Source organism: Mesorhizobium sp. M7A.F.Ca.MR.245.00.0.0, assembly GCF_003997415.1.
Taxonomy (GTDB): domain Bacteria; phylum Pseudomonadota; class Alphaproteobacteria; order Rhizobiales; family Rhizobiaceae; genus Mesorhizobium.
The window spans coordinates 184,655-207,282 of the sequence record NZ_RZTE01000001.1 but is presented as its reverse complement, the minus strand read 5'-3'; the positions used below and the strand labels follow the sequence as shown (position 1 = coordinate 207,282).

Here is a 22,628-nt window from a genome sequence, read left to right as displayed (position 1 = left end):
AGGGAATAAACAGTTTCAACGCTGTCCATCACGGGCAGGTTGGAGAACAGCAACCAAACTTCGTTGGGAGGAAATGATGAAGTCTTATCTTGGATTAAACGCGATATCGGGCGCCGCGCTCGCCCTGTCGGCCTTTGCAACTGTCTCACCGCTGTCGGTCACACAAGCCGGCGCCGCGGATTGGTGCAAGGGCATCGCCGGTGGTGTCTTCTGCGCCGAACCAGCGGCGACGCCGCCGAGCTTCTGCGGAACGAAGGAAATCTCCGTCGCGCTGGCGGATGGCTTCGCCCAGAACCCCTGGCGGCAGATGACGACGGCCGCTGCGATCAACGAGGCCAGCCAGTGCCCGAATGTCACCGGCTGGGATCATACCGACGGACAGGGTAACACCCAGAAGGCAATCTCCGACCTCAGCGGTCTCGCGGCACGCGGCGTCAATGCCATTGTCGTGTTCCCCGATGCCGGACCAGCCATGTTGCCGGCGATCCGCGATGCCTTCAAGCAAGGCAGCACCGTCGTCCCCTACCGGGCCCGTGTCGGCGGCGAGGAAGGCAAGGATTACAGCGTTTTCGTCGGCACGAACTTCCACCAGGACGGCGTCGACTGGGGCAAATGGATGGCCAAGGCCCTCAACGGCAAGGGAAATGTCGCCTACCTCGGCGGGCCTGCCGGAACCAGTCAGAGCCGTGAGCGCGCTGATGGCATCCTCGAAGCCTTCAAGGACTATCCGGGCATCGTCCAGATCGGACAGAAGCCGTTCGAAGTGACGAATTGGGATTCCAGCATGGTCGCCAAATCGCTGGGCGCGCTAATTGCCCAGTATCCGCAGATCGACGGTGTGATCGCGGACCTCAGCATGGGCGTTGTCGCCTCGGGCGTTTTCGAACGGGCTGGTCGGCCACTTCCGCTGATCGCCGGTGAAGACGCCAACGTGTTCGGCTGCACCTGGAAGAAGCTGCACGATGCCGACGCCAAGTCCGCCTTCCAGTACACGACAAACAGCGCCGAGCAGTGGAACGTGCGTCTGGCCGTACGCTGGGCGATCGCTGAGGCAGCCGGCGGCAAGATGGATCAGCCGCTCGTCATAACCGACCCCAACGGCACCAAACATACGGTGGCTGAGGCCGGTGTGAAGGAAGTGACGAACTTCCAGCTTGAGGATTCGCTTGCCGGAACTGTTTTCTGCAATCCGAAGCTTCCGGAATCCGCTTCAAACGGCACCAGCCTGACTGACGAACAGGTCCTGGCAGCCCTCAAGGGCGGTCTCTGATCTCGAGCCAAACGGGGCGGGCTTCTGTCCGCCCCTTCATCTCCTCAAGGAGGATGATGGAAGTCACTTAGGAGGATCGACCCATGGCCACCGTCGAGCAGCTTCAGTCTGACATAGCAACGCCGACCAGTACTGCGTTGGACAGCCCGTTGGGATTGCGCATGCAAGGCGTGTGGAAGCGTTTCGGCCATGTCGTCGCCGTGAAGGACATTTCGTTTGTGGCCCGATGCGGCGAGGTTCATGCGCTTCTGGGAGAAAATGGCGCAGGCAAGTCGACATTGATGGGCATTGCCTCCGGGAATTTGAGCTTCGATCAGGGTTCGATCGAAATATGCGGACAAACTGTAGATCGCTTGAGCGCGGCACAGGCGCAACGGCTCGGGCTCGCCATCGTGCATCAGCACCCGGCAGTGCTTCCTGATCTGACGGTGGCTGAAAACCTGCTGCTTGCAGTTCCAGCAGCGCTTCGAACGGATTATGCGAATGCCAATGACTGGGTAGTCGCCCAACTCCATCGTGTTGGCTCTGCCGTTCATCCCAAGACCCGGCTGTGTGATGTCGACATAGCACAGAGTCAACTGATAGAACTTGCCAAGGCGCTTGCGATCGACCCGAAGATCCTCATTCTTGACGAACCCACCGCGGCTTTGACAGCCGACCTTGTCGATATCCTGTTTCGCAACGTGCGCCAAGCCGCGGCTCGCGGCGCGGCGGTCATCTACATTTCGCATCGGCTGCAGGAAATCAGGCAGATCGCAGACACGGTCACCGTCATGCGTGACGGTGAAGTGAAGGGATCGGCACCGGTGCGCGATGTCAGTGATGACCAAATCCTCAACCTCATTGTCGGACGCACCGTCACCAAGCAATTTCCGCTCAAATCAGCCGGTGTCTTGAATGGCGCAAGTATTCTTGAGGTCAAAGGGCTTTCGGGCGCTGATTTCGTAGACATCAATATGTCGGCGCGTGGCGGCGAGATCGTTGGTATCGCCGGCATTACCGGAAACGGCCAGAGCGACTTCCTGCGTTCGCTGGCAGGTCTTGGAAATGCCCGTGGAGCCGTCACTCTGGACGGGAAGACCGTGCCGCTCGGCAACCCGGGTGCCGCTCGTAGTGCCGGCATTATCTATCTGTCTCCCGACCGCCAGCATGAAGGCCTTTTTCCCAGTCTTTCCGTGCGCGAAAACGGTACCATCTCGGCCCTGTCACGTTTCGCGAACTTTGGCGTCGTGGACCGTCCGCTCGAACGGCGGCAAATGGAAGCCCAGCGAGTGGACTTGAACATTCGCGCGGCATCGATCGAGCAGAATGTCGCCACGCTGTCTGGCGGGAACCAGCAAAAGACGATCCTGTCACGAGCTCTCCTGGCAGAGGCTTCACTCGTGCTGGCAGAGGAGCCGACAGCCGGGGTTGACGTGGGTGCCCGCGCCGAAATCTATCGCATCCTGCGTGACGTCGCTTCGCGCGGGACATTGGTGGTGATCGTCTCATCCGATATTGTTGAGCTTGAGGGCGTATGCGACCGCGTGCTGGTCTTCTCCCGCGGGCACGTCGTGGGCGAACTCTCAGGCCAAGACGTCAATGAGGCCAATATCGGCCGGACCATGATAACGGCCACCACCCATCGCAAGACCGACCAGCAAGGACGACACAGATCCGGCACTACGCGCTCCTGGCTGCGAATGGTTGCCGCCGGCGACTATGTTCCAAGCTTCGTGCTTGCCGGGCTAATCGTGTTGCTGGGCCTGGTAGCGTCTGGCCACAACATTCGTTTCGTCTCAGGCTTCAACATCGAGAAGATCCTGTTCCTTTCCGCAGCACTGGCGTTCGTCTCCTTTGGCCAGATGTGCGCGGTGTTCACCGGCAGGATCGATCTGTCGGTCGGTCCGTTGATCGGCTTGAGCCTCGTCATCGCGTCATTCTTCCTGAATGAAGGTGCCGGCATGGGAACGATAATCGTTGGCGTGTTGGCCGTTTTTGGCGCCGCAGCCCTCGTCGGCCTGACCAACGGGACCTTGGTTCGGTTCGGGAACTTCACCTCCGTTGCCGCGACGCTAGGGGTCTACATCATCATTCAGGGCATCTCGGTGTTGCTGCGGCCCTATCCCGATGGAGCCATCAGCGCCACCGTCATGGATACCATCAAAGCCACTATCGGCAGCATTCCGGTCGTGTTCATCGTCGCGTTGGTCCTGGCAATCATCCTCGAAGTCGGTTTGCGCTACAGCCGTTGGGGGATGAGCTTGCGCGCCGTTGGCTCTAACGAGAAGGCGGCGGCGCATATTGGTGTGCGCACAGGCTGGACCGTCGTCGGCGCGTTCATCGCCTGCAGCTTGCTCACAGCGCTTGGGGGCATGATGGTGGTGGCGCAACTCGGCATCGGCGATCCCAATCAGGGCATCGAATACACGCTGGGCAGCATTGCCGCAGTGGTCCTCGGCGGAGCCAGTCTCTTTGGCGGACGCGGCAGCTTCATCGGCGTGCTGCTTGGCGCCGTCCTGATCCAGGAAGTCAATTCGTCGATGGTTTTCCTGGGCCTGTCGCAAGCCTGGCAATATTGGTTCATCGGCTTGCTGACGCTGATCGCAGTAGCAGTCTATTCTCAGGCCCGGTCAGCGTCCATTGAGAGGCCGTGAAACGAACTGCCGCAGACTGGAGATACGACGTCGAGTGCGCGAAGATCCGAAAAAAAGCGCGAAATCTCCCCCAACCGCATGTCGACGCTTCCCGTCACTTGATGATGCCGATCTTCTTGCGACCAGATTTCGGTCAGTTGTCTGACGGCTTTCGGCAACGCCTTTTCGAGGTGCAAGCATACCGTCATCTTTTCTTCCGCTCTCGTGCTGACCGGGCGTTTTGCGTCCTAAAGTGGGCCAGAATTTCGGGCCCTATGCACGATTAGTTTTTGCTTGTGAACGCGCAGGCGATTTGTAACTTGTCCCACGAGCCGGTCCGGCAACGGTGGTTCACAAGATGGCCGACAGGAACATTCCCATGGACCACCCATGCCTCTGAAAGCTGCCGCTCATGTCGAGGCCATGTCCGCCTTTGCCTTGGCAAGTTTCGGCGGCTGCGACCGGACAACCCTTGCCCAGAACGAGAGCGCTTTCCCACCCAGCCCCAGGGCGATCACCGCCGGCCAGGACGCGATTGCCCGCAGCCATCTCTATCCTGATCCGGACTGGACTGCACTGCGCAAGGCGATCGCGCAGGCCTATGGGATCGATCCCAATCTGATCTTGTGCGGCGCCGGTTCGATGGACCTGATCAGCTGCACCATCGCGGCCTTTGCGGGACGAGGCGACGAGGTGCTGGGCACGGCCTATGCCTATAATTTCGCAGCCTCCGCCGCCGCGCGTGTTGGTGCGGCCTACATCAAGGCGGCAGAGCACGATTTCACCGTTTCGACCGGCAGCATCCTGGCTGCCATCACGCCGGCAACGCGGGTCGCGTTCGTCTGCAATCCCGGCAATCCGACCGGCACCCGCATCCGCAACGCCGAGCTGCTGCGCTTGCGCGCCGCCTTGCCGCAGGATGTGCTTCTGGTGATCGACCAGGCCTATGGCGAGTTCGACGACCAAGACCCCGAACCGATCTTTGCGCTGGTCGCGCGTGGCGATACGGTCGTGCTGCGCACGCTTTCCAAAGCCTATGGCCTGGCCGGCGCGCGCGTTGGCTGGGGGGTGTTTCCGCCTTCGGTCGCGGCCGGAGTGCGCAAGATGCAGAACTCCAACCAGGTCACAATGACAAGCCTAGCAATGGCCGTCGCGGCCGTGGAGGACCAAGCCTATATGCGAGAAACCGTGGCCCGCACAGCGAGGATTCGCGACCAGTTCGCGCATGATCTGAGGGCTAAAGGATATGACGTCCCGGAGAGCCGGACGAACTTCGTGCTGATCCGCTTCTCCGACGAAGCCGCCGCGGAGGCCGCAGAGAAGGCCTTATGGGGCGCCGATATCATTGTGCGCGGCCTGGGCGGCTACGGCCTCACGGACTGTTTGCGCGCGACGGTCGGCCCGCAAGAGATAATGGATCGGGCACTGCGCATACTGATCGACATGCACGGCGGATAGTGTTGGCTACCGCATGTTTTGCGACAGAAGCCTCGGGAGACTTGAGAGATGCCGTATTTGCCTGCCCGTGACTTTGTCGGCTATGGCGACAAGCCGCCTGCCGCGCAGTGGCCCGGCGGCGCCAAGCTGGCGCTCAACATCGTCGTCAACTATGAGGAAGGCGCCGAATACAGCATCGACGAGGGCGACGGCGTCTCCGAGGCAATCCTGTCGGATCTTGCCGTGTCTCCGGCGGTGCCGGGTCTGCGCAACCGCAATATGGAATCGCTCTACGAATATGGCTCACGCGTCGGCATCTGGCGGCTCGCCTCGCTGTTTCAGGACAAGGACGTCATCCCGACATTCTACGTGGTGGGGCGCGCGCTCGAGCTCAATCCGGCGGCCGGCAAGGCGATCGCAGCACTTGGCAGTGACATCGTCTGCCATGGCTGGCGCTGGATCGATTACGCGCCGTTGAGCGAGGCCGAGGAGCGCAATCACATCGCGATGACCGTGGATACCGTCGAGAGCCTGACCGGCATTCGCCCGCTCGGCTGGTACACCGGCCGGCCCAGCCTCAACACAAGGCGGCTGGTGGCCGAACATGGCGGCTTCCTCTACGATTGCGACGACTACAATGACGACCTGCCCTATTTCGTCGACGTCGATGCCAAGCGGCATCTGGTGGTGCCGCATAGTTTCGACAACAATGACAGCCGGTTCTCGCGCGGCTCCGGCCTGGAGACAGGCAGCCAGTTCTTCGAATATGTCAGCGATGGTGTGGACTGGCTGCTGGCCGAAGCGGAACGGACGCCACGCATGATGACAGTGTCGCTGCACTGCCGGCTGGCAGCACGGCCGGGCCGCATGATCGGGCTCGCCCGCTTCCTCGACAAGATCAAGGCCAATCCAGACATCTGGATTTGCCGCCGCTCGGACCTTGCCCAACATTGGCTGGATCGGTTCGGCGGCTGACGCCATCAACCGGACCGGTCGGGCGAAGCCTTCACCCGTCCGTCAGTGAACGCGCTATTTGTTTGGAATCTCGTAGACCTTGCCGTACCAGGGCACGGCATCGATTTGATCGAGCGCCATGACGTAGAGCACATTCTCGTCGGGTTAGAAGGCAAAGTTCGGCACGGATGGCGACGGCACTGAAAGCGTGCGCCGCAGCTTGCCGCCCTCATCGACGACGAGGATCTTGCCTGGCGCACCGAGCGAGCGTGGGCTCTGGCCGATATACATCTCGCCGGCCTTGTCCATCTTGATGCCGTCAGGCCAGATGTGCGGCTGGTTCGGGAACAGATCATCGAGGCGCAGGAAGACGCGGCGGTTGTTCAGGGGCGTGATCGGGCTGGACATCGAACTCGATGATGATCCGGTTGTCCTCGGTCTCGACCAGATAGAGCATCTTGCCGTCGTTCGAGATGACGAGACCATTGGCGTTGTGCAGGTCGCGGCATCGATCAACGGCCCGCCCTTGCCGGAGCCGGTGAAATAGATGCCACCATCCTTGTCGGGCGCGAAATCATTCGGTCCGCTGAACGGATTGCCGTCCGTGTCCTTGTCATAGGCCGGCAGCGACTTGCCGTCGGCGAAGATGCGGCCGATCGTGTTGTTGTCATAACAAGTAACGAGGAACTCGCCGGTCGTTGTCGGCAGTACAGCCGAAGGGCCGCAGCCGTCCATCTTCCAGAAGATCGCGTTCTTCTTGCCGTCCCACACGTCCACGGAGCCGCGGCCGTGTTCAACGTAGAAGAGCTTGTCCTGATACCAGATCAGACCTTCGGCAAGCCACGCATCGTCATTGATCGCTTTGACGTTCGCCGCGTGCGTGAAGGACGTGAGAATGAGGGCAAACATGGTGCCCAGCAGATGCCGTTTGATCATGCGATCCCCCTTTGTTTTCAGGTGGTCGAAAATCTTCCTCGTTCAGCTCCGCCGGCGTCTCCGGCCGGCTTCGGTTTTCGTCAGTTGGCTCACTGGGCGAACGGGTGGCCGAGCTTCTACGAGCGCAGCCGCTTGCCCTCGGGGTCGAATGGCGGATGCGGCAGCAGGATTGCCTCATGCGGCCTTCCCAGTATGGCGACCGAGACCTTGTCGCCGGCCTTGGCGGAGCCCGCTTTGACATAGCCAAGCGCCAGCGACTGCTCGACGAAATAGCCGTAGGCGCCTGAAGATACCTGGCCGATCGGCGTGCCGTCGGTGAGGAAGATCGGCTCGCCGCCGGTCGCGTCGGCATCCCTGGCGTCGATCGACAGCATGATGAGCTCATCGCGTACCGGCTTGCCGGCGATGGCAGCGTAGGCATCGCGGTTGAGGAACGCGCCCTTGTCCAGTTTGACAAGGCGATCGAACTTGACCTCCTGCGGCCAATATTCGGGCGAATATTCGCGGCTCCAGCTGCCATAGCCCTTCTCGACGCGCAGCGACATCAGCGCGCGCGAGCCGACCGGTCCGGCGCCGACTTCCTTGCCGGCCTTGAGTAGCGCGCAGTAAAGCTCGACCTGGTCAGTGGCTTCACAATGCAGTTCCCAGCCAAGGTCGCCGGTGAAGGACACTCTGAGCGCCACCACATCGATGCCGGCGACGGTGGTCCGGCGCGACTGCATGAAGGGGAATGCCTCGTTCGACAGATCCTCATTGGTCAGGCGCTGCAGCAGGTCGCGCGAACTCGGTCCCGCTACGTTGAAGCCGCAGAGGTCCTCGGTGCGCGAGCGGAACGTCGTGCCCTCGGGCAAGGGGACGGCCTTGAAGAACCGTAGATGGAAGCGCTCGGCCATGCCGGAGCCGATGACCATGAATTCGTCGTCCGCGAGCCTGGTCACGGTGAAGTCGCCGGCGATGCCGCCGCGTTTGCCGATTAGCGGCGTGAGGCAGGAGCGGCCGATCTTTGTCGGCATGCGGTTGGCGAACAGCGCATTGAGCCAGGCCTCGGCACCAGCGCCCTTGACCTCGTATTTGGCGAAATTGGAGATGTCGATGATGCCGGCGCGTTCGCGCAGCATGCGCGCCTCGCGGCCCACCGGTCCCCACCAGTTCTGGCGCGTGAAGCCGATCGTCTCCTCGCGCGGCTCGCCCTCGGCGGCGTACCACAGCGGGTGCTCCCAACCGAAATTGAGACCGAAAACAGCGTTCATTCCCTTTTGCATGTCGTAGGCAGGCCGGGTCCGCACCGGCCGCCCGGCGGCGCGTTCCTCGTTGGGGAAGTGGATCTTGAAGCGATGGCTGTACTGATCCTGGACGCGGGCCTTGGTGAAGGCCTTGCCGGCCCAGTGGCCGAAGCGCGCCATGTCCCAGGCGAACATGTCGAGCGAAGGTTCACCCTCGATCATCCACTCGGCCGCCAGCTTCCCCATGCCGCCCGACTGCGAGAAGCCGGGAATGATGCCGTTGCAACAGAAATAGTTGCTCAGTTCGGGCACCGGTCCGAACAGCACGGCACTGTCCGGCGACCAGATCATCGGTCCGTTGATCACCTTTTTGACGCCGGCGGTGCCGACGGCCGGGACGCGCGCGATCGCGCGCAGCATGTTCTCTTCGATACGGTCGAGATCGTCGGGAAACAGTTCATGGCCGAAATCCAGCGGTGTTCCCTCCTCAGCCCAGAATTTCATATTGCGCTCATAGGCGCCGATGAGCAGGCCGAGCCCTTCCTGGCGCAGATAATACTCGCCGTCGCGATCGGCGACCGAGGGCAGGCGGCGGCCCATCGCGGCGATTTCCGGGATGGTCTCGGTGACGAAATACTGGTGCTCGGTCGGGATCAAAGGCAGTTGCAGTCCAGCCATCGCGGCGACCTCCCTGCCCCACAGGCCGGCGGCGTTGACAACCCATTGCGTGTGGATGTCGCCCTTTGGCGTGCGTACGATCCAGCTGCCGTCGGGCTGCGCCTCGGTGGCGGTGACCGGCGTGAAGCGATGGATCTCGGCACCGCGCTGACGCGCGCCCGCGGCGTAGGCGGCGGTGACGCCGGACGGGTCGACATTGCCGCCTTCCGGCTCGTACATGATGCAGCGTATGCCGTCGAAGTCGACCAGCGGATGCAGCCGCTCCGCCTCGTCGCGCGCGACTTCGTAGAAATTCATCTTGTAGCGCCGCGCCTTGGCCTCCTGGAGCCTCAGCTGATGCTCGCGCGCCTCCGTCTGGGCGAGGTACAGCGAGCCCGGCTGGAAGATGCCGCAGCCTTGGCCGGTCTCGGCTTCCAGTTCCTTGTAGAGCGCCATCGTGTAGTGCTGGAGGCGGCTGATATTGGTGGAATCATGCAGGCCGTGGATGTTGGCCGCCGCGTGCCAGGTGGAGCCGGAGGTCAGTTCGCTGCGCTCCAGAAGGACGACATCCGTCCAGCCGAACTTGGCAAGATGATAGAGGATCGAGCAGCCGATCAGGCCACCGCCGATGACGACGGCTTGTGCATGAGTACGCATGTTTCTTCCCTTTGTTCGGCGACTTTATCTTGGCGTTTGATTTGGCTGATGGGTCAATCGCAGTCGCCCGGCGAGTTCAGGGGCGCAACATGCGCCCCTGAGATATTTGCCGTGACCGTCCGGCCTACGCCTTGTCGAGCCAGACCTTGTCCAGCTGCAGTTCGAATGTCTGATGCATGCCGAGGTTCTTCACATAGGTCGCATGGTGCCGGTAAAGCGAACGCCAGAACGCCTGGACCAGGATGCCGGACTCCTGCAGGATGAATTCCACGTCCTTCATCAGTTCCTTGCGCTTGTCGACATCCGGCATAGCCAATGCCGCGTTGAGCTTCTTGTCGAATTCCGGGTTGGCGTAGCCCGACTCGTTCCAAGCCTCGCCGCTGCGATAGGCGATCGCCAGCACCTGGACACCGAGTGGCCGCATGCCCCAATCGGTGGTCGACCACGGATATTTCGTCCAGTCGTTCCAGAACGACGAGCCCGGAATGATGGTCCGCTTGACCTTGAAGCCGGCCTCGCGCATCTGCGCGGCGACGACGTCGGCGGGGTCCTTCACATAGTCCGCATCGTAAGAGATCAGCTCGAACTCGTGATCCGCCTGGCCGGCCTCGGCCATTAGCGCCTTGGCCTTGGCGAGATCGCGTGGGACTTTCGGCAAAGCGTAATATTCCGGATGGATCGGGCAGACATGGTGGTTTTCGGCGACCTGTCCAAGGCCGCTGTAGCCGAGCTTCAGCACGGTCTCATTGTCGACCGCGAGCTGGATGGCGTTGCGCACCCGCTTGTCGTCATAAGGCTTGTTGGTCACATTGGTGCGCAGCACGATGGTTCCGGCCGTGACGACCGGCTCCTTGACCAGTCCCATACTGTCATAGAGGTCGACCGTGCCGCCGACCGTCTGGTAGTTGCAATCGATCTCACCGGCCTCGAAGGCGCTGGCGATGGCGGGGTTGGAGGCGTCGGATCCGTAGTCGGTCCAGTCGACGCCATCGAGATAGGGGTCGCCGCCGAACCAGATGAAGTCCTTGCGCCGCCGCACCGTGGCCGATTCGCCTACTTTGTAGGAGATCAGCTCATAGGGACCGGTGCCGGGCGTCTTGAGCATGTCGCCGCCGTTCTTCTCGAAGTCGCGATGAACGATGATCGCCGGATAATCGGCAAAGCCCGGAATGATCGTGACGTCGGACTGTTGGCATTTCAGCTTCACTGTGTGGTCGTCGACCTTGGTGATGGCGCCGGTCGCCGCTTTCTTGGTCGCGGGATCGATGAGGGAGTTCATGCGCCCGGCCATCGAATTGCCTTCGGCCGCTTTGTCGCACCAGCGCTCGATATTGTGGACGATGTCGTCGGCGTTGAAGTCGTCGCCATTCGACCACTTCACGCCCTTGCGCAGATGCAGCGTATATTCGACAGCGTCGTCGCTCACCTCCCAGCTTTCGACCAGGTGGCCCTCGAAGGTGAAGTCGGTGGTGTAGCGGATCATGTAGTCGTTGCACTGGCGCATGACATTGGCGATCTCGGACCAGTCCCAGGAGCGCGGATCCTTCATTTCCTTGATGATCATCTGCATCTTCAGGATGCCGCCCTTCTTGCCCGGCTCCAGTGCTGCGGCCTGCGCAGGCGACGAGCCGATCATTGAATAGGCGAACGCCGTGGAAGCGCCCATCGCGCTCGCCATGGCAAGAAACTCGCGGCGATCCATGCCGCCCTTCCTGACTTCGTCTGCGTAGCTTTCGATGACGGCCGGGACGCGGTCACCGTTGCTCTTGAAAATCGTCATTGTGATTCTCCGGTTTGGGCTTTCCGCCCGTTACATTCCCCTTGCGTGGAAGATGTTAGAGGCGATGCAAAAATCCCGGAAGGGCTTGAGCCCCGGCAAACGGCCGAAAACCAGCCAATAAGACCTAAAAAAACGAAGCCATTGGCGTGTCAATTTTTGAGTTGGAGAATTCCCATGGGCTAGGACGAACAGCGCTAGGCGCCATCCTCCTGCGCCCGCAGCAGAATCCATTCCCGCACCGTGCGCGCGATGGTCCCCTTCGAAAGCTGGTTTTCGGTGAGGTAGTAGTTCCACGGACTGGCCGGCCGGACCGGGAACGGTTCGACAAGCAGTCCCCGCCGCAGATACGCGTGGGCAAGCGAGCGCTGGGTCGCGACGAGCCCTGCCCCCATGGCGGCCAGCTCAAGCGCGATGTTGGAAGCGTTGGTCGTCAGGCCCTTGTCGTGATCGTCCATGTCGACGCCCAGTGCCGACGTGACGACCTGCCAATATTCCTGACGGCCATGCACGAAGATCCAATCGACCCCGAGTATATCCTGAGGCAGCTTCAGGGCGCTCTCGCCATCCAGCAGCGTCGGCGCGCACAGCAGAACCAACTCGTCGTTCCACAATGGAATGCCCGCGGGCGGACGGTCGTCGAAACGACGCGTCGAAATGGTGATGTCGGCGATCTGCTCGCTGAGGTCCTCCCAGATCGTGCCATGCAGCACGATCTCGATTTCGGGATGTTTCTTGCGAAAGGCGGCCATGCAGCCCGCCAGCCAGTTCTCCGCCAGGCTCATCGGGCAGGAGACTACGACCGTGCGGTTGCGCGACGAGGTCACGATCGCCTCCGTCGCCTGATCGATCTGGTCGAGCGCCTGGCGCAAGGTCGGCAGGAATGCCTCACCCATTTCGGTGAGCTTGAGGCTGCGGGGATAGCGGATGAACAATTGCCGGCCGATGTAATGTTCAAGCGCGCGGACATGCGTACTGACGGCCGCCTGCGTGTATCCAAGCTCCTTGGCGGCCATGGTGAAGGAGAGGTGCCGGGCCGAACTCTCGAACGACCTGATGTAGTTCAAAGGGGGTGGTGGCTTCATCTCCGGCTCCTGCGCTGTGCAAGGATAGGTAGACCATGGAAGCGGCGGCGTTCAATTGCAGGCAAGCGACAAGACATAGATATTTTTGGTCAAAGCCGCCGAACTAATTGCGTGAAAGGGCGATGAACCCAAATTAATGATGGCGTGACGCAGAGGGAGTAATGCCATTGGCTGTGCCGTCGCATCGGCGTGAAGGGCCTGACGCGAGTACCAGCGTTGCCGTTCGCTTGGCCGATTTCGTGTTGCGGCGGCCGGCGGCTGTATTCCCTGTCCCTGTCCTGGAACAGGCGCGATATCTTCTGCTCGACACGCTCGGAATCGCCATTGCGGCGGGCCCTATGGAAGCTGGCCGGATCGCCCGCGACACCGCCACCCTTCTCTACGGCTCCGCCGATCCGCTGCATTCGGCGCGTATGCTTTTCGACGGCCGCCGCGCTAGCATGGCCGGAGCCGCTTATGCCACCGCAACGCAGATCGACAATCTCGATGGCCACGACGGTTACAGCCCGACCAAGGGCCATATCGGCGTTGCCGTCGTGCCGGCACTGGCCGCGCTTGCCGAGGCGCTCCCCGACCTCAGTGGTGCGGAAGCGCTGGCCTCCCTGGTCGTCGGCTACGAAGTCGCCGGCCGGGCCGGCATCGCACTGCATGCGACGGTGTCGGATTACCACACGTCAGGCGCCTGGAATGCTCTGGGCGTGGCCGCGCTTGCGGCAAGGCTGCGGCGGCTTAGCGATGAGCAATTCCGAGAGGCGCTTGGCATTGCCGAATATCATGGCCCGCGCAGCCAGATGATGCGCGAGATCGCTACGCCGACGATGCTGCACGACGGCTCGGGCATTGGCGCGCTGATTGGCCTGTCCGCCGCCGTGCTGGCTGAGCGCGGCTTCACCGGCGCGCCGGCGATCACGGTAGAGGAGCCCGAAGTCGCTGATCATTGGCAAGATCTCGGCGCGTTCTGGCAGGTGCTGCACCAATATGTGAAGCCGTATCCGATCTGCCGCTGGGCGCATGCCGCGATTGATGCAACGCGTGGGCTCGTCCTGGCGCATCACTTGGCGCCGTCAGAGATCAGCCTCGTCGAGGTCAACAGTTTCCACTACGCCGCCACGCTGTTCGACGGCATGCCGGACACGACGTCGAAGGCGCAATACAGCCTGCGCTTCGCCGTTGCGACCTTCATCATGCATGGCCGCATCGGCCTGGAGCACATTTCCGGCAGCGGGCTCGAGGATGCCGCAGTCGCCGACATGCTGAGCCGCGTCAGGGTCGTGGAATCGGAGCGCCACAGCGTTCGCTTCCCTGCAGGCCGCTGGGCCGACGTGACGATCTCGACCACAGATGGGCGCGTGCTGGCTTCCGGCGACGTCCATGCGCGCGGCGGACCGGAGGCGCCGCTGATACCGGCTGAGATCGAGGCAAAATATATGGAGTTCGCAACACCGGTTCTGGGACAGGGCCGCGCCATGGCGATCCGCGACGCTGTCCTTTCGCTTGCCGATCCTGACAGCCGGTTCTCCGATCTTTCGGTATTGCTCTACGATCCCCCCCTCGTCAGCATGATCCTCCAACGGCCAGCATGGTAGGCTGAGATGCCGCTCAGGCTTCTGAAATACGGTCTCAGCAGGGACTACCCGGTCAGCGGCGACATTCCCGCGACGCCGGATCTCAAGCCCTCCTACGACGTGGTCATCGTCGGCGGCGGCGGCCACGGACTGTCATGCGCGCATCACCTTGCGAAATACCATGGCATAAGCAGTGTCGCGGTCATCGAGAAGGGTTACCTTGCGGGCGGCAACACGGCGCGCAACACGACCACGATCCGCTCGAACTACATCACACCGGAAGGCATCGCCTTCTACAAGGAAGCGGTCGAGCTGTTCGAGGGCCTGTCGCAGGAACTCGACTTCAACGTCATGTTCTCGCAGCGCGGCCAGCTGACGCTGGCGCACACGGAAGCGACCCTGCGCAGCTTTCATGCGCGCGCCGAGATGGGCAAGCATCTGGGCACGCGCACCGAAGTCGTCGACCAGAAAGCGGTCGAAGAGCTCGCACCGTCCCTCAACATGGACTATGGCGGCACGCTTGAGATCCTTGGCGGGCTCTGGCATGCCGATGGCGGAACCGCGCGGCATGATGCGGTTGCCTGGGGCTATGCCGCGCAGGCGTCGCGGCGCGGCGTCGAGATACACCAGCGGACCGAAGTGGAAGGTTTCGAGGTCGTCGGCGACCGGGTCCAGGCCGTCAAGACCAACCGCGGCCGCATTGCCTGCGGCCAGGTGCTGATCGCGACCGGCGGGATGAATTACGACGTGGCGCTGATGGCCGGCGTCGAACTTCCCATCCGCTGCTATCCGCTGCAGGCGATGGTGACGCAGCCGCTGAAGCCCTGGCTGGATACGCTGGTTTCCTCCGTCTCGCTGCACACCTACCTGGTGCAGTCCTCGCGCGGCGAGGTCGTCATCGGCGGCGGCTCCGATCCCTACCAGCTCTACTCGACGCGCTCGACGCTCGACATGAAGGAACACCTCGCCGAGGGCGCCGTGCATCTCTTCCCGTTCCTGCAGGGCGTGCGGCTGCTGAGGCAATGGGCCGGGATTACCGACATGACGCCCGACTACAGCCCGATCATGGGTGCCAGTCCACTCGAAAATCTTTGGCTCGATTGCGGTTGGGGGACGTGGGGGTTCAAGGCAACACCGGTCGCCGGCAAACGCATGGCGGAGACGATCGCCAAGGGCCGCGTGCCCGACATATTGAAGCCGTTCGCGCTGGAACGTTTCGAGACGTTCCGGCTGCTCAACGAAATGGGCGCTACGGCGGCCAGTCACTGACCATGAAACGCCGCTGACCATGAAGATCCTGACCTGCCCGATGAACGGCCAGCGCAATATAGACGAGTTCCAGTCGTTCGGGCCCGTCCGCGCCGAGCTGGATCCGGACCGGGCCGCCGATGCCGACTGGTCGCGACACCTGTTCCGCGCCGAAAATCGCAAGGGCGTCGTGGTCGAGTGGTGGCGGCACGTGCCCAGCAATTACTTCTTCCTGGCCGAGCGCGACCTCGTCACCAACGAGATCATCCGCACCTTCGATGCTTCCGAACCCCGAGCTCAACCATGAACCGGCTGGCTGAGCCCTGGGGCAGCAGGATCGACCGAAGCCGCCCCATCCGCTTCACATTCGAAGGCAAGAACTTCGAGGGCTATGCCGGTGACAGCATCGCCAGCGCGCTCGCTGCCTCCGGACAATGGGTGCTGTCGCGGTCCTTCAAATATCATCGGCCGCGCGGCATCCTTTCGATGACCGGGGCGGATGCCAACACGCTGGTGCAACTGCCGTTCGAGCCGAACGTCGCCGCAGACCGCACGCCGATCAGCGAGGGGTTGCGGATCAGCGCGCAGAACGTCAACGGCACGCTCGAGCGCGACCGCGACGCGATCATCGACAGGCTGGGACGGTTTATGCCGGTCGGCTTCTACTACCGCACCTTCATGGGGCCGCGCCGCGACAGCTGGCAGAAATTCTGGGAGCCGATGATCCGCCGCAAGGCCGGACTGGGCGTGGTCGACACCACCGCTCCGCGCCGGCATTTCGACAAGACGCACCTGCACTGCGACATTCTCGTGGTCGGCGCTGGTCCGGCAGGACTGAACGCCGCCATCGCTGCCGCCGAGGCGGGCGCGGATGTCGTGCTCTGCGACGAGAACCCGGAGATCGGCGGGTCGCTGACCTATGGCCGGCATGATCCGGCCATGCTTGCCGACCTGTCCTCCAGGCTGCGGGCATTGCCCAATCTGCGCCTGCTGACCGGGACCCTCTGCAACGGATGGTACGAGGACAACTGGCTGCCGCTGATCCAGGGCGACCGGCTCTATCGCACCCGCGCCCGCGCCGTGATCCTGGCCACCGGCTCGATCGAACAGCCCGCCATCTTCCGCAACAACGACCTGCCGGGAATCATGTTCGGCGGCGCTGTGCAGCGGCTGATCCGCCATTACGGCGTGCGCCCCGGACAAAAGGCCGTGGTGCTGGCCACCGGCGACGAAGGCTATTGTGTCGCGCTCGATCTGGTCGAGGCCGGCGTCTCGGTGATGCAAGTCGTTGATCCGAGATCCAGCGGCGAGACGGGCGCCTTCGAAGCCGAATTGCACGGCAAGGGCGTGGCCATCCGGAAGGCCGCGGCGATCGAAGCCGCCGAGGGGACCGCGGGAAATCGTCACCTTGCGCGGGTTCGCATCGGCGGGCACTGGATCGAGTGCGACCTGCTGGCTGTCTCGGCTGGCAAGGTGCCTGCCTGGCAGCTGCCTTGCCAGGCCGGCGCAAAGGTCGGCTACGACGCCACCACCGGATCAATGACGCTCAGCCTGCCGAAAGCAGCGGTCCACCTTGCCGGCTCTGTCGCTGGAGACAGCGATCTGCAGGACGCGATTGCCGGCGGGCATCGCGCGGCCGTGGCCGCACGTTTGGGGCTCGGCCACGCTGTTGCAGAGGACAAAATATTCACCAGGCCGATGGCCACCAGCCCGGTCCATGTGCTGCCGATCGTCGCCGATCGGAAGGGCCGCGACTTCGTCGATTTCGACGAAGATCTGCAGGTCAAGGATCTGCAAAACGCGGTCAAGGAGGGTTATCGCGAGATCGAGCTGGTCAAACGCTTCAGCACCGTCGGCATGGGCCCGAGCCAGGGTCGCCATTCCGCGCTCGCAACAGCCAGGATCGTTGCCGAGGCGACCAACCGCGCGGTCGCCGAAGTCGGCATCACCACTGCCCGCCCGCCGGTCGGACCGGAGACGCTTGGCGTGCTTGCCGGCGACCACGAACCCTTTGAGCGGCGCACCGCACTGCATGCCAGGCACCTGGCGCTCAACGCCGTGATGAAGCCGGTGGGCGCATGGTGGCGGCCGTATTTCTATGGCGATGGCGGCGCGGCCGAAAAGACGATCCGCGACGAGATCATGGCGGTGCGGCAAGGGGTCGGCCTGCTCGACGTCTCGACGCTCGGCAAGCTGGAGCTGCGCGGGCCGGATGCTGGCGAGTTCCTCGACCGCCTCTACACAATGGCGCATGCCAACCAGCCTGTCGGGCGTGTGCGCTATTGCCTGATGCTCAACGAGATGGGCTCGGTGGTCGACGATGGCGTCGCTTACCGGATGGCGGACGACCGGTTCTATGTGACCGCCACCACGGGTGCGGTGGCGCGCGTCTATGCCGACATGCTGTTCTGGAACGCGCAATGGCGCTTGCGAGTCGATGTCCTCAACCTCACCGGCGCGTTCTGCGGCCTGAACGTCACCGGACCGAAAGCGAGGGCCGTGCTTCAGGCGCTGGACAGCGACATCGATTTCGACCGCGAGGCTTTCCCCTATCTCAGCGGTCGCGAAGGCGTTGTCGCCGGCGTGCCGGTGCGCGTCATGCGGATTGGTTTCACCGGCGAGCTGAGCTACGAACTGCATTGTCCATCCAGCCTCGCGCCCGCCCTTTGGGACGCGGTGATGACTGCCGGCGAACCTTACGGCTTGAAGCCTTACGGTCTCGAAGCCTCGCGCGTCCTTCGCCTGGAGAAGGGGCACATTCTGATCGGCCAGGACACCGACGCGATCACGACGCCTGACGAACTCGGCTTTGGCTGGGCGGTCTCGAATAAGAAGCCTTTCTTTATCGGCAAACGGTCGATTGAGATGCGCGCAAGGCTGGGACAGTCACGCAAGCTCGTGGGCCTGCGATTTCCGGCCGATGCCAAAGATATACCCGGCGACAGCTGCCTCGTGCTGCGCGGAAATGATCCTGTCGGTCAGATCACCTCAATCGGGTTCTCGCCGACACTCGGCTGTAGCATCGCGCTGGCCTTTGTCCATGTTGACGACTCCACGGAAGGCAGCCTGGTGACGGTGAAGTGCCGGAACGGCAATGTGGTCGACGCGCCCGTGGTTGCTCACGCCTTCTTCGATCCCGCCAATGCACGGCAGGAGATGTAGATGGCGCCAAGCGCGGTTTTTCCCTTCATGGCCGGCGGCGCGGCGCACGGCACCAAGCTGCCCATCGGCGCGGTAACGCTGAGCGACCTGACGGCCACTCCGCGCTTTGGCCTGAAAGGCGGCGGCGGCGCCGCCTGGCTCACGGCGCACGGCATCGCGCTGCCTGCAGTCAATCGCATCGGCGCGCATCACGGCATGCGGATCCTGCGCCTCGGCAACGAGGACATCCTGCTGCTGGCCGAAGGTGCGGCCGAGGCGCTGGCCGAACTCAAAGCCGCCTGGGCGAACGATGCCGGGGCGAAAGCCTATTCATCCTGGCGCGAGGAAGGCTGGGCGTGGATGCGCCTCTCTGGCCCGCACGCGCCGCAAGCGATGGAACGGCTATGCGCGCTTGATCTCCGGGCCGACCAATTCGGTGTCGAAGACATAACGCAAACACGCGTCGGTCACATCGAGGCCGTCACATTCCGCTCGCAAGCAGGTTTCGATGTACTGTTCGACGTCACCGCGTCGGCCTACTTCGCCAGGACGGCAGCGGCGGTGGCCAGACACTGCACGGATTTTCTGACCGATACGGAAGGACACACATGACCCGCCCGCAAGGAACCATCGCACCGATCCTGACGCCGTTCGAAAACGACGGCCGCATCGCGCGCGATCTCTGGATATCGCATGCCAAATGGGTGCTGGGCCAGGGCGCGCATTTCCTGTCGCCGTTCGGCACCACCGGCGAGGCGCTGTCGCTGTCCTTGCGCGAGCGCATGCAGGCGTTGGAATGGCTGATCGAGGCCGGCATCTCGCCGAGCCGGTTGATGCCCGGCACCGGCGTCACCGCGCTGCCCGAAACCGTCGAACTGTCGAAGCATGCGGTCGAGCTCGGCTGTGCCGGCGTGATGGTGTTGCCGTCGTTCTTCTACACCGCCGTCGGCGACAACGGCCAGGCGCGCTACTACAGCGAACTGATCGAGCGCGTGGCAAACCCTGCGATGCGGATGATCCTCTACCACATCCCGCAGAATTCCGGTGTGCCGGTGAGCCCCGCTTTGACCGCACGGCTGAGCGAGGCGTTTCCCGAAACCGTCGTCGCCTACAAGGACAGTGCCGGCGACTGGAACAACACGGCGGCGGTGATTGCCGCGGCGCCGAAGGTCGCGGTCTTCCCGAGTTCGGAAGCGCAACTGACCAAGGGCCTTGCCAGCGGAGCGGCAGGCTGCATCTCGGCGACCGTCAACCTCAACGCCGCCGCCATCCGGGCCCTTTACGACGCAACGATCGCAGGACAGGACGTTGCCGAAGCGGATGCCGCAATTAAGGCGTTCCGCAAGATCATCCAGGATGCCGGCCTCATCCCGGCGATGAAGGCCGTTCTGGCGGTGCGCTCCGGCGACCAGCGCTGGCTGAACCTGCGCGCGCCACACGAGAATGCAGCGCTGGAAAGCGGACAAGCGCTGCTTGCCGCGCTGGGCAGTGCCGCCGATCACATCGGTCACGGCTGAGGCCGCGCCATGTCGGCACGCCCAACCGTCATTCTGCACACCGACAAGCCGGCCGGCGCGTTGGCCGTGCTGATGGAGACGCACCCGGACCTCCCGGTCCACCCCTGCGACAGCTACGCTGCGCTTCCCGAGCTCATCGAGCGCGTGGCGGCGGAAGTGGTCTATTCCATCCGCTTTGATGGTACGCCGCGCTACCCACGCCAGGCCCTCGTCGAAAGCCCGACCGTGAAATGGGTGTCCATCGGCGGCTCCGGCACGGATCATCTGGGACGTTGGGATCCGACGCGCGTCACGGTGACCAATTCCGCAGGCGTTGCTGCCGGCATGCTGGCTGAGTACGCACTCGGCGCCATGCTGTCCTTCTCGCTCGACCTGCGCGGCTTTGCGCGCCGCCAGCAGGTGCGGCAATGGGGCGGCGGCCGCGTCGAGCCGATCGAAGGCAAGACTGTGTTGATTATCGGCCTTGGCAAGACCGGCGAGGCCGTCGCCAAAAGGGCGCAGGCGGTGGGTATGCGCACGCTGGGTATCCGCGCACGCCCCAAGCCGATGCCTCGTCTCGACGAGGTGCATGGTCCGGACGCGCTTCTGCCACTCATCGGCCGCGCCGATTTCATCGTCTGCTGCGTGCCTTTGCTGCCGACCACGCGCGGCCTGCTTGGTGAGGCAGCCTTCGCAGCGATGAAGACGTCCGCCGTCCTCATCGACATTTCGCGCGGCGGTGTGGTCGATGAGACCGCGCTGCTCCAAGCTCTCCACGGCAAGACGATCAAGGGCGCCGCGCTGGATGTCTTTGCGACCGAGCCGCTGCCGGCGGAGCATCCGCTGTGGGGCTACGACAATGTCGCCATCACGCCGCATTGCGCGGCGGTCTACGAAGGCTGGGACGTCAAGTCGGTGGGCATGTTCGCCGACAATCTGAAGCGCTACCGCAGCGGCGTGCCGCTGCAGAACGTTGTGAACCCAGAGCGCGGCTATTGAGCCGAGAGGGAAGAGTTTGATGACGCAGGACAGGCGCGGCGGTGGCCGCAGGTCGAGGCTGGAACGCGGCGGCGGCGGTATCGCGCAACTGCCCTGGCAACATGTGGAGAACCCCTACCCACCGATGCAGCTGCTCGACGAAGAGCGGATGGAGCGGCTGCATGACACGTCGATGCGCATCCTGTCGGAACTCGGCATCCGCGTCATGAGCGAGCGGGTGATGGACCTGTTCGCTTCCGCCGGTGCCATCGTCGATCGCGAGGAGAAGATCATCCGCATCGACGAAAGCCTGGTGCGCGAGGCGCTGCGGGCGGTCCCGTCATCCTTCACGCTGACCAGCCGCAATCCGGAAAAACAGGTGCATCTGGGCGGCAATTCGCTGGTCTTCGGACTGGTCGCCGGGCCGCCCAATGTGCATGACCGCATCAACGGCCGCCGCCAGGGCAACCTGCCCGACTACCAGAATTTCATCCGGCTGGCGCACCACTTCAATGCCATCCACATCATCGGCAACCAGGTGGTGGCGCCGATGGAGCTGCCGGCCAATTCCCGCCATCTCGACACCTACTACGCAAACCTGACGCTGAGCGATCTCTCCTTCCACTGCACGGCGATCGGCCGCGTCCGGGCCATGGACGGGATCAACATGATGGCGATCGCACGCGGCATCAGCGTCGAGGCGATGCGCGCCTCGCCTGGCGTGACCACGATCATCTCGATCAACTCACCACGCCTGTTCGACGACGCCATGGCCGAGGGCCTGATCGCGATGGCCGAACATGGCCAGCCGGTGACCGTCACGCCTTTCACGCTGATGGGCGCGATGACGCCGGTGACGCTGGCCGCAGCGCTCTGCCAGCAGAATGCCGAGGCGCTGTTCGGCGTGGTGCTGACCCAACTCGTCAATCCCGGCACGCCGGTGATGTACGGCGCCTTCACCTCGAACGTCGACATGAAGTCGGGCGCGCCGGCCTTCGGCACACCTGAGAACGCCAAGGCCAACATCATCGCCGGGCAATTGGCGCGGCGCTATAATCTCCCCTACCGCACCTCAAATGCGAATGCCTCCAACGTGGTCGATCTGCAGGCCGCCTACGAGACGGAAATGGCGACGTGGGGCGCGGTGCTCGGCGGCGCCAATTTGATCTACCATGCGGCCGGCTGGCTGGAGGGCGGCCTGACGGCTTCCTATGAAAAACTCGTCCTCGACGTCGAGATCCTGCAGAACATGATGGAGTTCCTGCGCCCGCTGCCGTTCCAGGAGGACGATCTGGGCTTCGAGGCCATCAAGTCGGTACCGGCAGGCGGCCATTTCTTCGGCGCTGAGCACACCATGTCGCGCTACACGACCGCCTTCTACCAGCCGATGCTCTCCAACTGGCAAAACCACGGCGCCTGGGAGGAAGCCGGCGGCAAGGATGCCCTCGAACGGGCCACCGAACTCTGGCAGCAGGCCCTGCACGACTACGAAGAACCGGTGATGGACCCCGCGATCCGCGAAGAGCTCGACGCCTATGTCGCGCGCCGCCGCGAGGAGATCGCCGCCAACCCGGAAGGTTAGGACTCCG

The 22,628-nt window shown here is 63.2% G+C and carries 16 protein-coding genes; 12 read left to right on the top strand and 4 right to left on the bottom strand.

The window, feature by feature from the left end; genetic code table 11:
• Positions 1-76: 76 nt before the first annotated feature.
• From EOB80_RS00985 to EOB80_RS00970, 4 genes are all read left to right on the top strand, one after another.
• Positions 77-1,270 (top strand): substrate-binding domain-containing protein, encoded by a 1,194-nt coding sequence (locus EOB80_RS00985; protein WP_164762478.1) that lies wholly within the window; start codon positions 77-79, stop codon positions 1,268-1,270.
• Between the two features lie 83 nt (positions 1,271-1,353).
• Positions 1,354-3,906 carry an ATP-binding cassette domain-containing protein gene (locus tag EOB80_RS00980; protein WP_206516782.1) on the top strand — a complete coding sequence of 851 codons (2,553 nt, stop codon included), beginning with the start codon at positions 1,354-1,356 and terminating at the stop codon, positions 3,904-3,906.
• A 369-nt stretch (positions 3,907-4,275) separates the two neighbouring features.
• Entirely contained in the window at positions 4,276-5,343 is a 1,068-nt protein-coding gene (locus tag EOB80_RS00975; protein ID WP_245466207.1) for a histidinol-phosphate transaminase, read from the top strand.
• Between the two features lie 48 nt (positions 5,344-5,391).
• Positions 5,392-6,297 carry an allantoinase PuuE gene (locus EOB80_RS00970; protein WP_127326370.1) on the top strand — a complete coding sequence of 302 codons (906 nt, stop codon included), beginning with the start codon at positions 5,392-5,394 and terminating at the stop codon, positions 6,295-6,297.
• Positions 6,298-6,441: 144 nt separating this feature from the next.
• Here EOB80_RS00970 and EOB80_RS00965 read toward each other — a convergent pair whose 3' ends face one another.
• From EOB80_RS00965 to EOB80_RS00950, 4 genes are all read right to left on the bottom strand, one after another.
• Positions 6,442-7,212: an SMP-30/gluconolactonase/LRE family protein gene (locus EOB80_RS00965; RefSeq protein ID WP_127326369.1), complete on the bottom strand. Its 771-nt coding sequence runs from the start codon at positions 7,210-7,212 to the stop codon at positions 6,442-6,444.
• Between the two features lie 116 nt (positions 7,213-7,328).
• Positions 7,329-9,749 carry an FAD-dependent oxidoreductase gene (locus EOB80_RS00960; RefSeq protein WP_127326368.1) on the bottom strand — a complete coding sequence of 807 codons (2,421 nt, stop codon included), beginning with the start codon at positions 9,747-9,749 and terminating at the stop codon, positions 7,329-7,331.
• A 124-nt stretch (positions 9,750-9,873) separates the two neighbouring features.
• Complete coding sequence (locus EOB80_RS00955; RefSeq protein ID WP_127326367.1) at positions 9,874-11,529, bottom strand: ABC transporter substrate-binding protein; 1,656 nt, start codon at positions 11,527-11,529, stop codon at positions 9,874-9,876.
• Between the two features lie 194 nt (positions 11,530-11,723).
• Positions 11,724-12,611, bottom strand: coding sequence for a LysR substrate-binding domain-containing protein (locus EOB80_RS00950; RefSeq protein ID WP_127326366.1), 888 nt, complete (start codon positions 12,609-12,611; stop codon positions 11,724-11,726).
• A gap of 161 nt (positions 12,612-12,772) precedes the next feature.
• Here EOB80_RS00950 and EOB80_RS00945 point away from each other — a divergent pair, with 161 nt between their 5' ends.
• Genes EOB80_RS00945 through EOB80_RS00910 form a run of 8 tightly spaced genes read left to right on the top strand, consistent with a single transcriptional unit; the run spans position 12,773 to position 22,621 of the window.
• Positions 12,773-14,197 carry an MmgE/PrpD family protein gene (locus EOB80_RS00945; RefSeq protein WP_245466206.1) on the top strand — a complete coding sequence of 475 codons (1,425 nt, stop codon included), beginning with the start codon at positions 12,773-12,775 and terminating at the stop codon, positions 14,195-14,197.
• 6 nt (positions 14,198-14,203) lie between these two features.
• On the top strand, positions 14,204-15,445 hold the full coding sequence (locus EOB80_RS00940; RefSeq protein ID WP_127326365.1) for an FAD-dependent oxidoreductase: 1,242 nt from the start codon (positions 14,204-14,206) through the stop codon (positions 15,443-15,445).
• Between the two features lie 19 nt (positions 15,446-15,464).
• Positions 15,465-15,731 (top strand): sarcosine oxidase subunit delta, encoded by a 267-nt coding sequence (locus EOB80_RS00935; protein WP_127326364.1) that lies wholly within the window; start codon positions 15,465-15,467, stop codon positions 15,729-15,731.
• A complete protein-coding gene (locus EOB80_RS00930) occupies positions 15,728-18,586 on the top strand; it encodes a 2Fe-2S iron-sulfur cluster-binding protein (protein WP_127326363.1) in 2,859 nt (952 codons plus the stop codon). Before EOB80_RS00935 ends, EOB80_RS00930 begins: the two co-directional genes overlap by 4 nt.
• Complete coding sequence (locus EOB80_RS00925) at positions 18,587-19,177, top strand: hypothetical protein (RefSeq protein WP_127326362.1); 591 nt, start codon at positions 18,587-18,589, stop codon at positions 19,175-19,177.
• Complete coding sequence (locus tag EOB80_RS00920) at positions 19,174-20,082, top strand: dihydrodipicolinate synthase family protein (protein ID WP_127326361.1); 909 nt, start codon at positions 19,174-19,176, stop codon at positions 20,080-20,082. Before EOB80_RS00925 ends, EOB80_RS00920 begins: the two co-directional genes overlap by 4 nt.
• A gap of 9 nt (positions 20,083-20,091) precedes the next feature.
• Positions 20,092-21,060, top strand: coding sequence for a D-2-hydroxyacid dehydrogenase (locus EOB80_RS00915; protein WP_127326360.1), 969 nt, complete (start codon positions 20,092-20,094; stop codon positions 21,058-21,060).
• Positions 21,061-21,079: 19 nt separating this feature from the next.
• A complete protein-coding gene (locus EOB80_RS00910) occupies positions 21,080-22,621 on the top strand; it encodes a trimethylamine methyltransferase family protein (protein ID WP_127326359.1) in 1,542 nt (513 codons plus the stop codon).
• Positions 22,622-22,628: the final 7 nt, after the last annotated feature.

What these genes read in the sequence shown, in the direction of transcription:
- EOB80_RS00985 (WP_164762478.1), top strand. Translation starts at nt 77, where the DNA reads ATGAAGTCTTATCTTGGATTAAACGCGATATCGGGCGCCGCGCTCGCC.
- EOB80_RS00980 (WP_206516782.1), top strand. Translation starts at nt 1,354, where the DNA reads ATGGCCACCGTCGAGCAGCTTCAGTCTGACATAGCAACGCCGACCAGT.
- EOB80_RS00975 (WP_245466207.1), top strand. Translation starts at nt 4,276, where the DNA reads ATGCCTCTGAAAGCTGCCGCTCATGTCGAGGCCATGTCCGCCTTTGCC.
- EOB80_RS00970 (WP_127326370.1), top strand. Translation starts at nt 5,392, where the DNA reads ATGCCGTATTTGCCTGCCCGTGACTTTGTCGGCTATGGCGACAAGCCG.
- EOB80_RS00965 (WP_127326369.1), bottom strand. Translation starts at nt 7,212, where the DNA reads ATGATCAAACGGCATCTGCTGGGCACCATGTTTGCCCTCATTCTCACG.
- EOB80_RS00960 (WP_127326368.1), bottom strand. Translation starts at nt 9,749, where the DNA reads ATGCGTACTCATGCACAAGCCGTCGTCATCGGCGGTGGCCTGATCGGC.
- EOB80_RS00955 (WP_127326367.1), bottom strand. Translation starts at nt 11,529, where the DNA reads ATGACGATTTTCAAGAGCAACGGTGACCGCGTCCCGGCCGTCATCGAA.
- EOB80_RS00950 (WP_127326366.1), bottom strand. Translation starts at nt 12,611, where the DNA reads ATGAAGCCACCACCCCCTTTGAACTACATCAGGTCGTTCGAGAGTTCG.
- EOB80_RS00945 (WP_245466206.1), top strand. Translation starts at nt 12,773, where the DNA reads ATGCCATTGGCTGTGCCGTCGCATCGGCGTGAAGGGCCTGACGCGAGT.
- EOB80_RS00940 (WP_127326365.1), top strand. Translation starts at nt 14,204, where the DNA reads ATGCCGCTCAGGCTTCTGAAATACGGTCTCAGCAGGGACTACCCGGTC.
- EOB80_RS00935 (WP_127326364.1), top strand. Translation starts at nt 15,465, where the DNA reads ATGAAGATCCTGACCTGCCCGATGAACGGCCAGCGCAATATAGACGAG.
- EOB80_RS00930 (WP_127326363.1), top strand. Translation starts at nt 15,728, where the DNA reads ATGAACCGGCTGGCTGAGCCCTGGGGCAGCAGGATCGACCGAAGCCGC.
- EOB80_RS00925 (WP_127326362.1), top strand. Translation starts at nt 18,587, where the DNA reads ATGGCGCCAAGCGCGGTTTTTCCCTTCATGGCCGGCGGCGCGGCGCAC.
- EOB80_RS00920 (WP_127326361.1), top strand. Translation starts at nt 19,174, where the DNA reads ATGACCCGCCCGCAAGGAACCATCGCACCGATCCTGACGCCGTTCGAA.
- EOB80_RS00915 (WP_127326360.1), top strand. Translation starts at nt 20,092, where the DNA reads ATGTCGGCACGCCCAACCGTCATTCTGCACACCGACAAGCCGGCCGGC.
- EOB80_RS00910 (WP_127326359.1), top strand. Translation starts at nt 21,080, where the DNA reads ATGACGCAGGACAGGCGCGGCGGTGGCCGCAGGTCGAGGCTGGAACGC.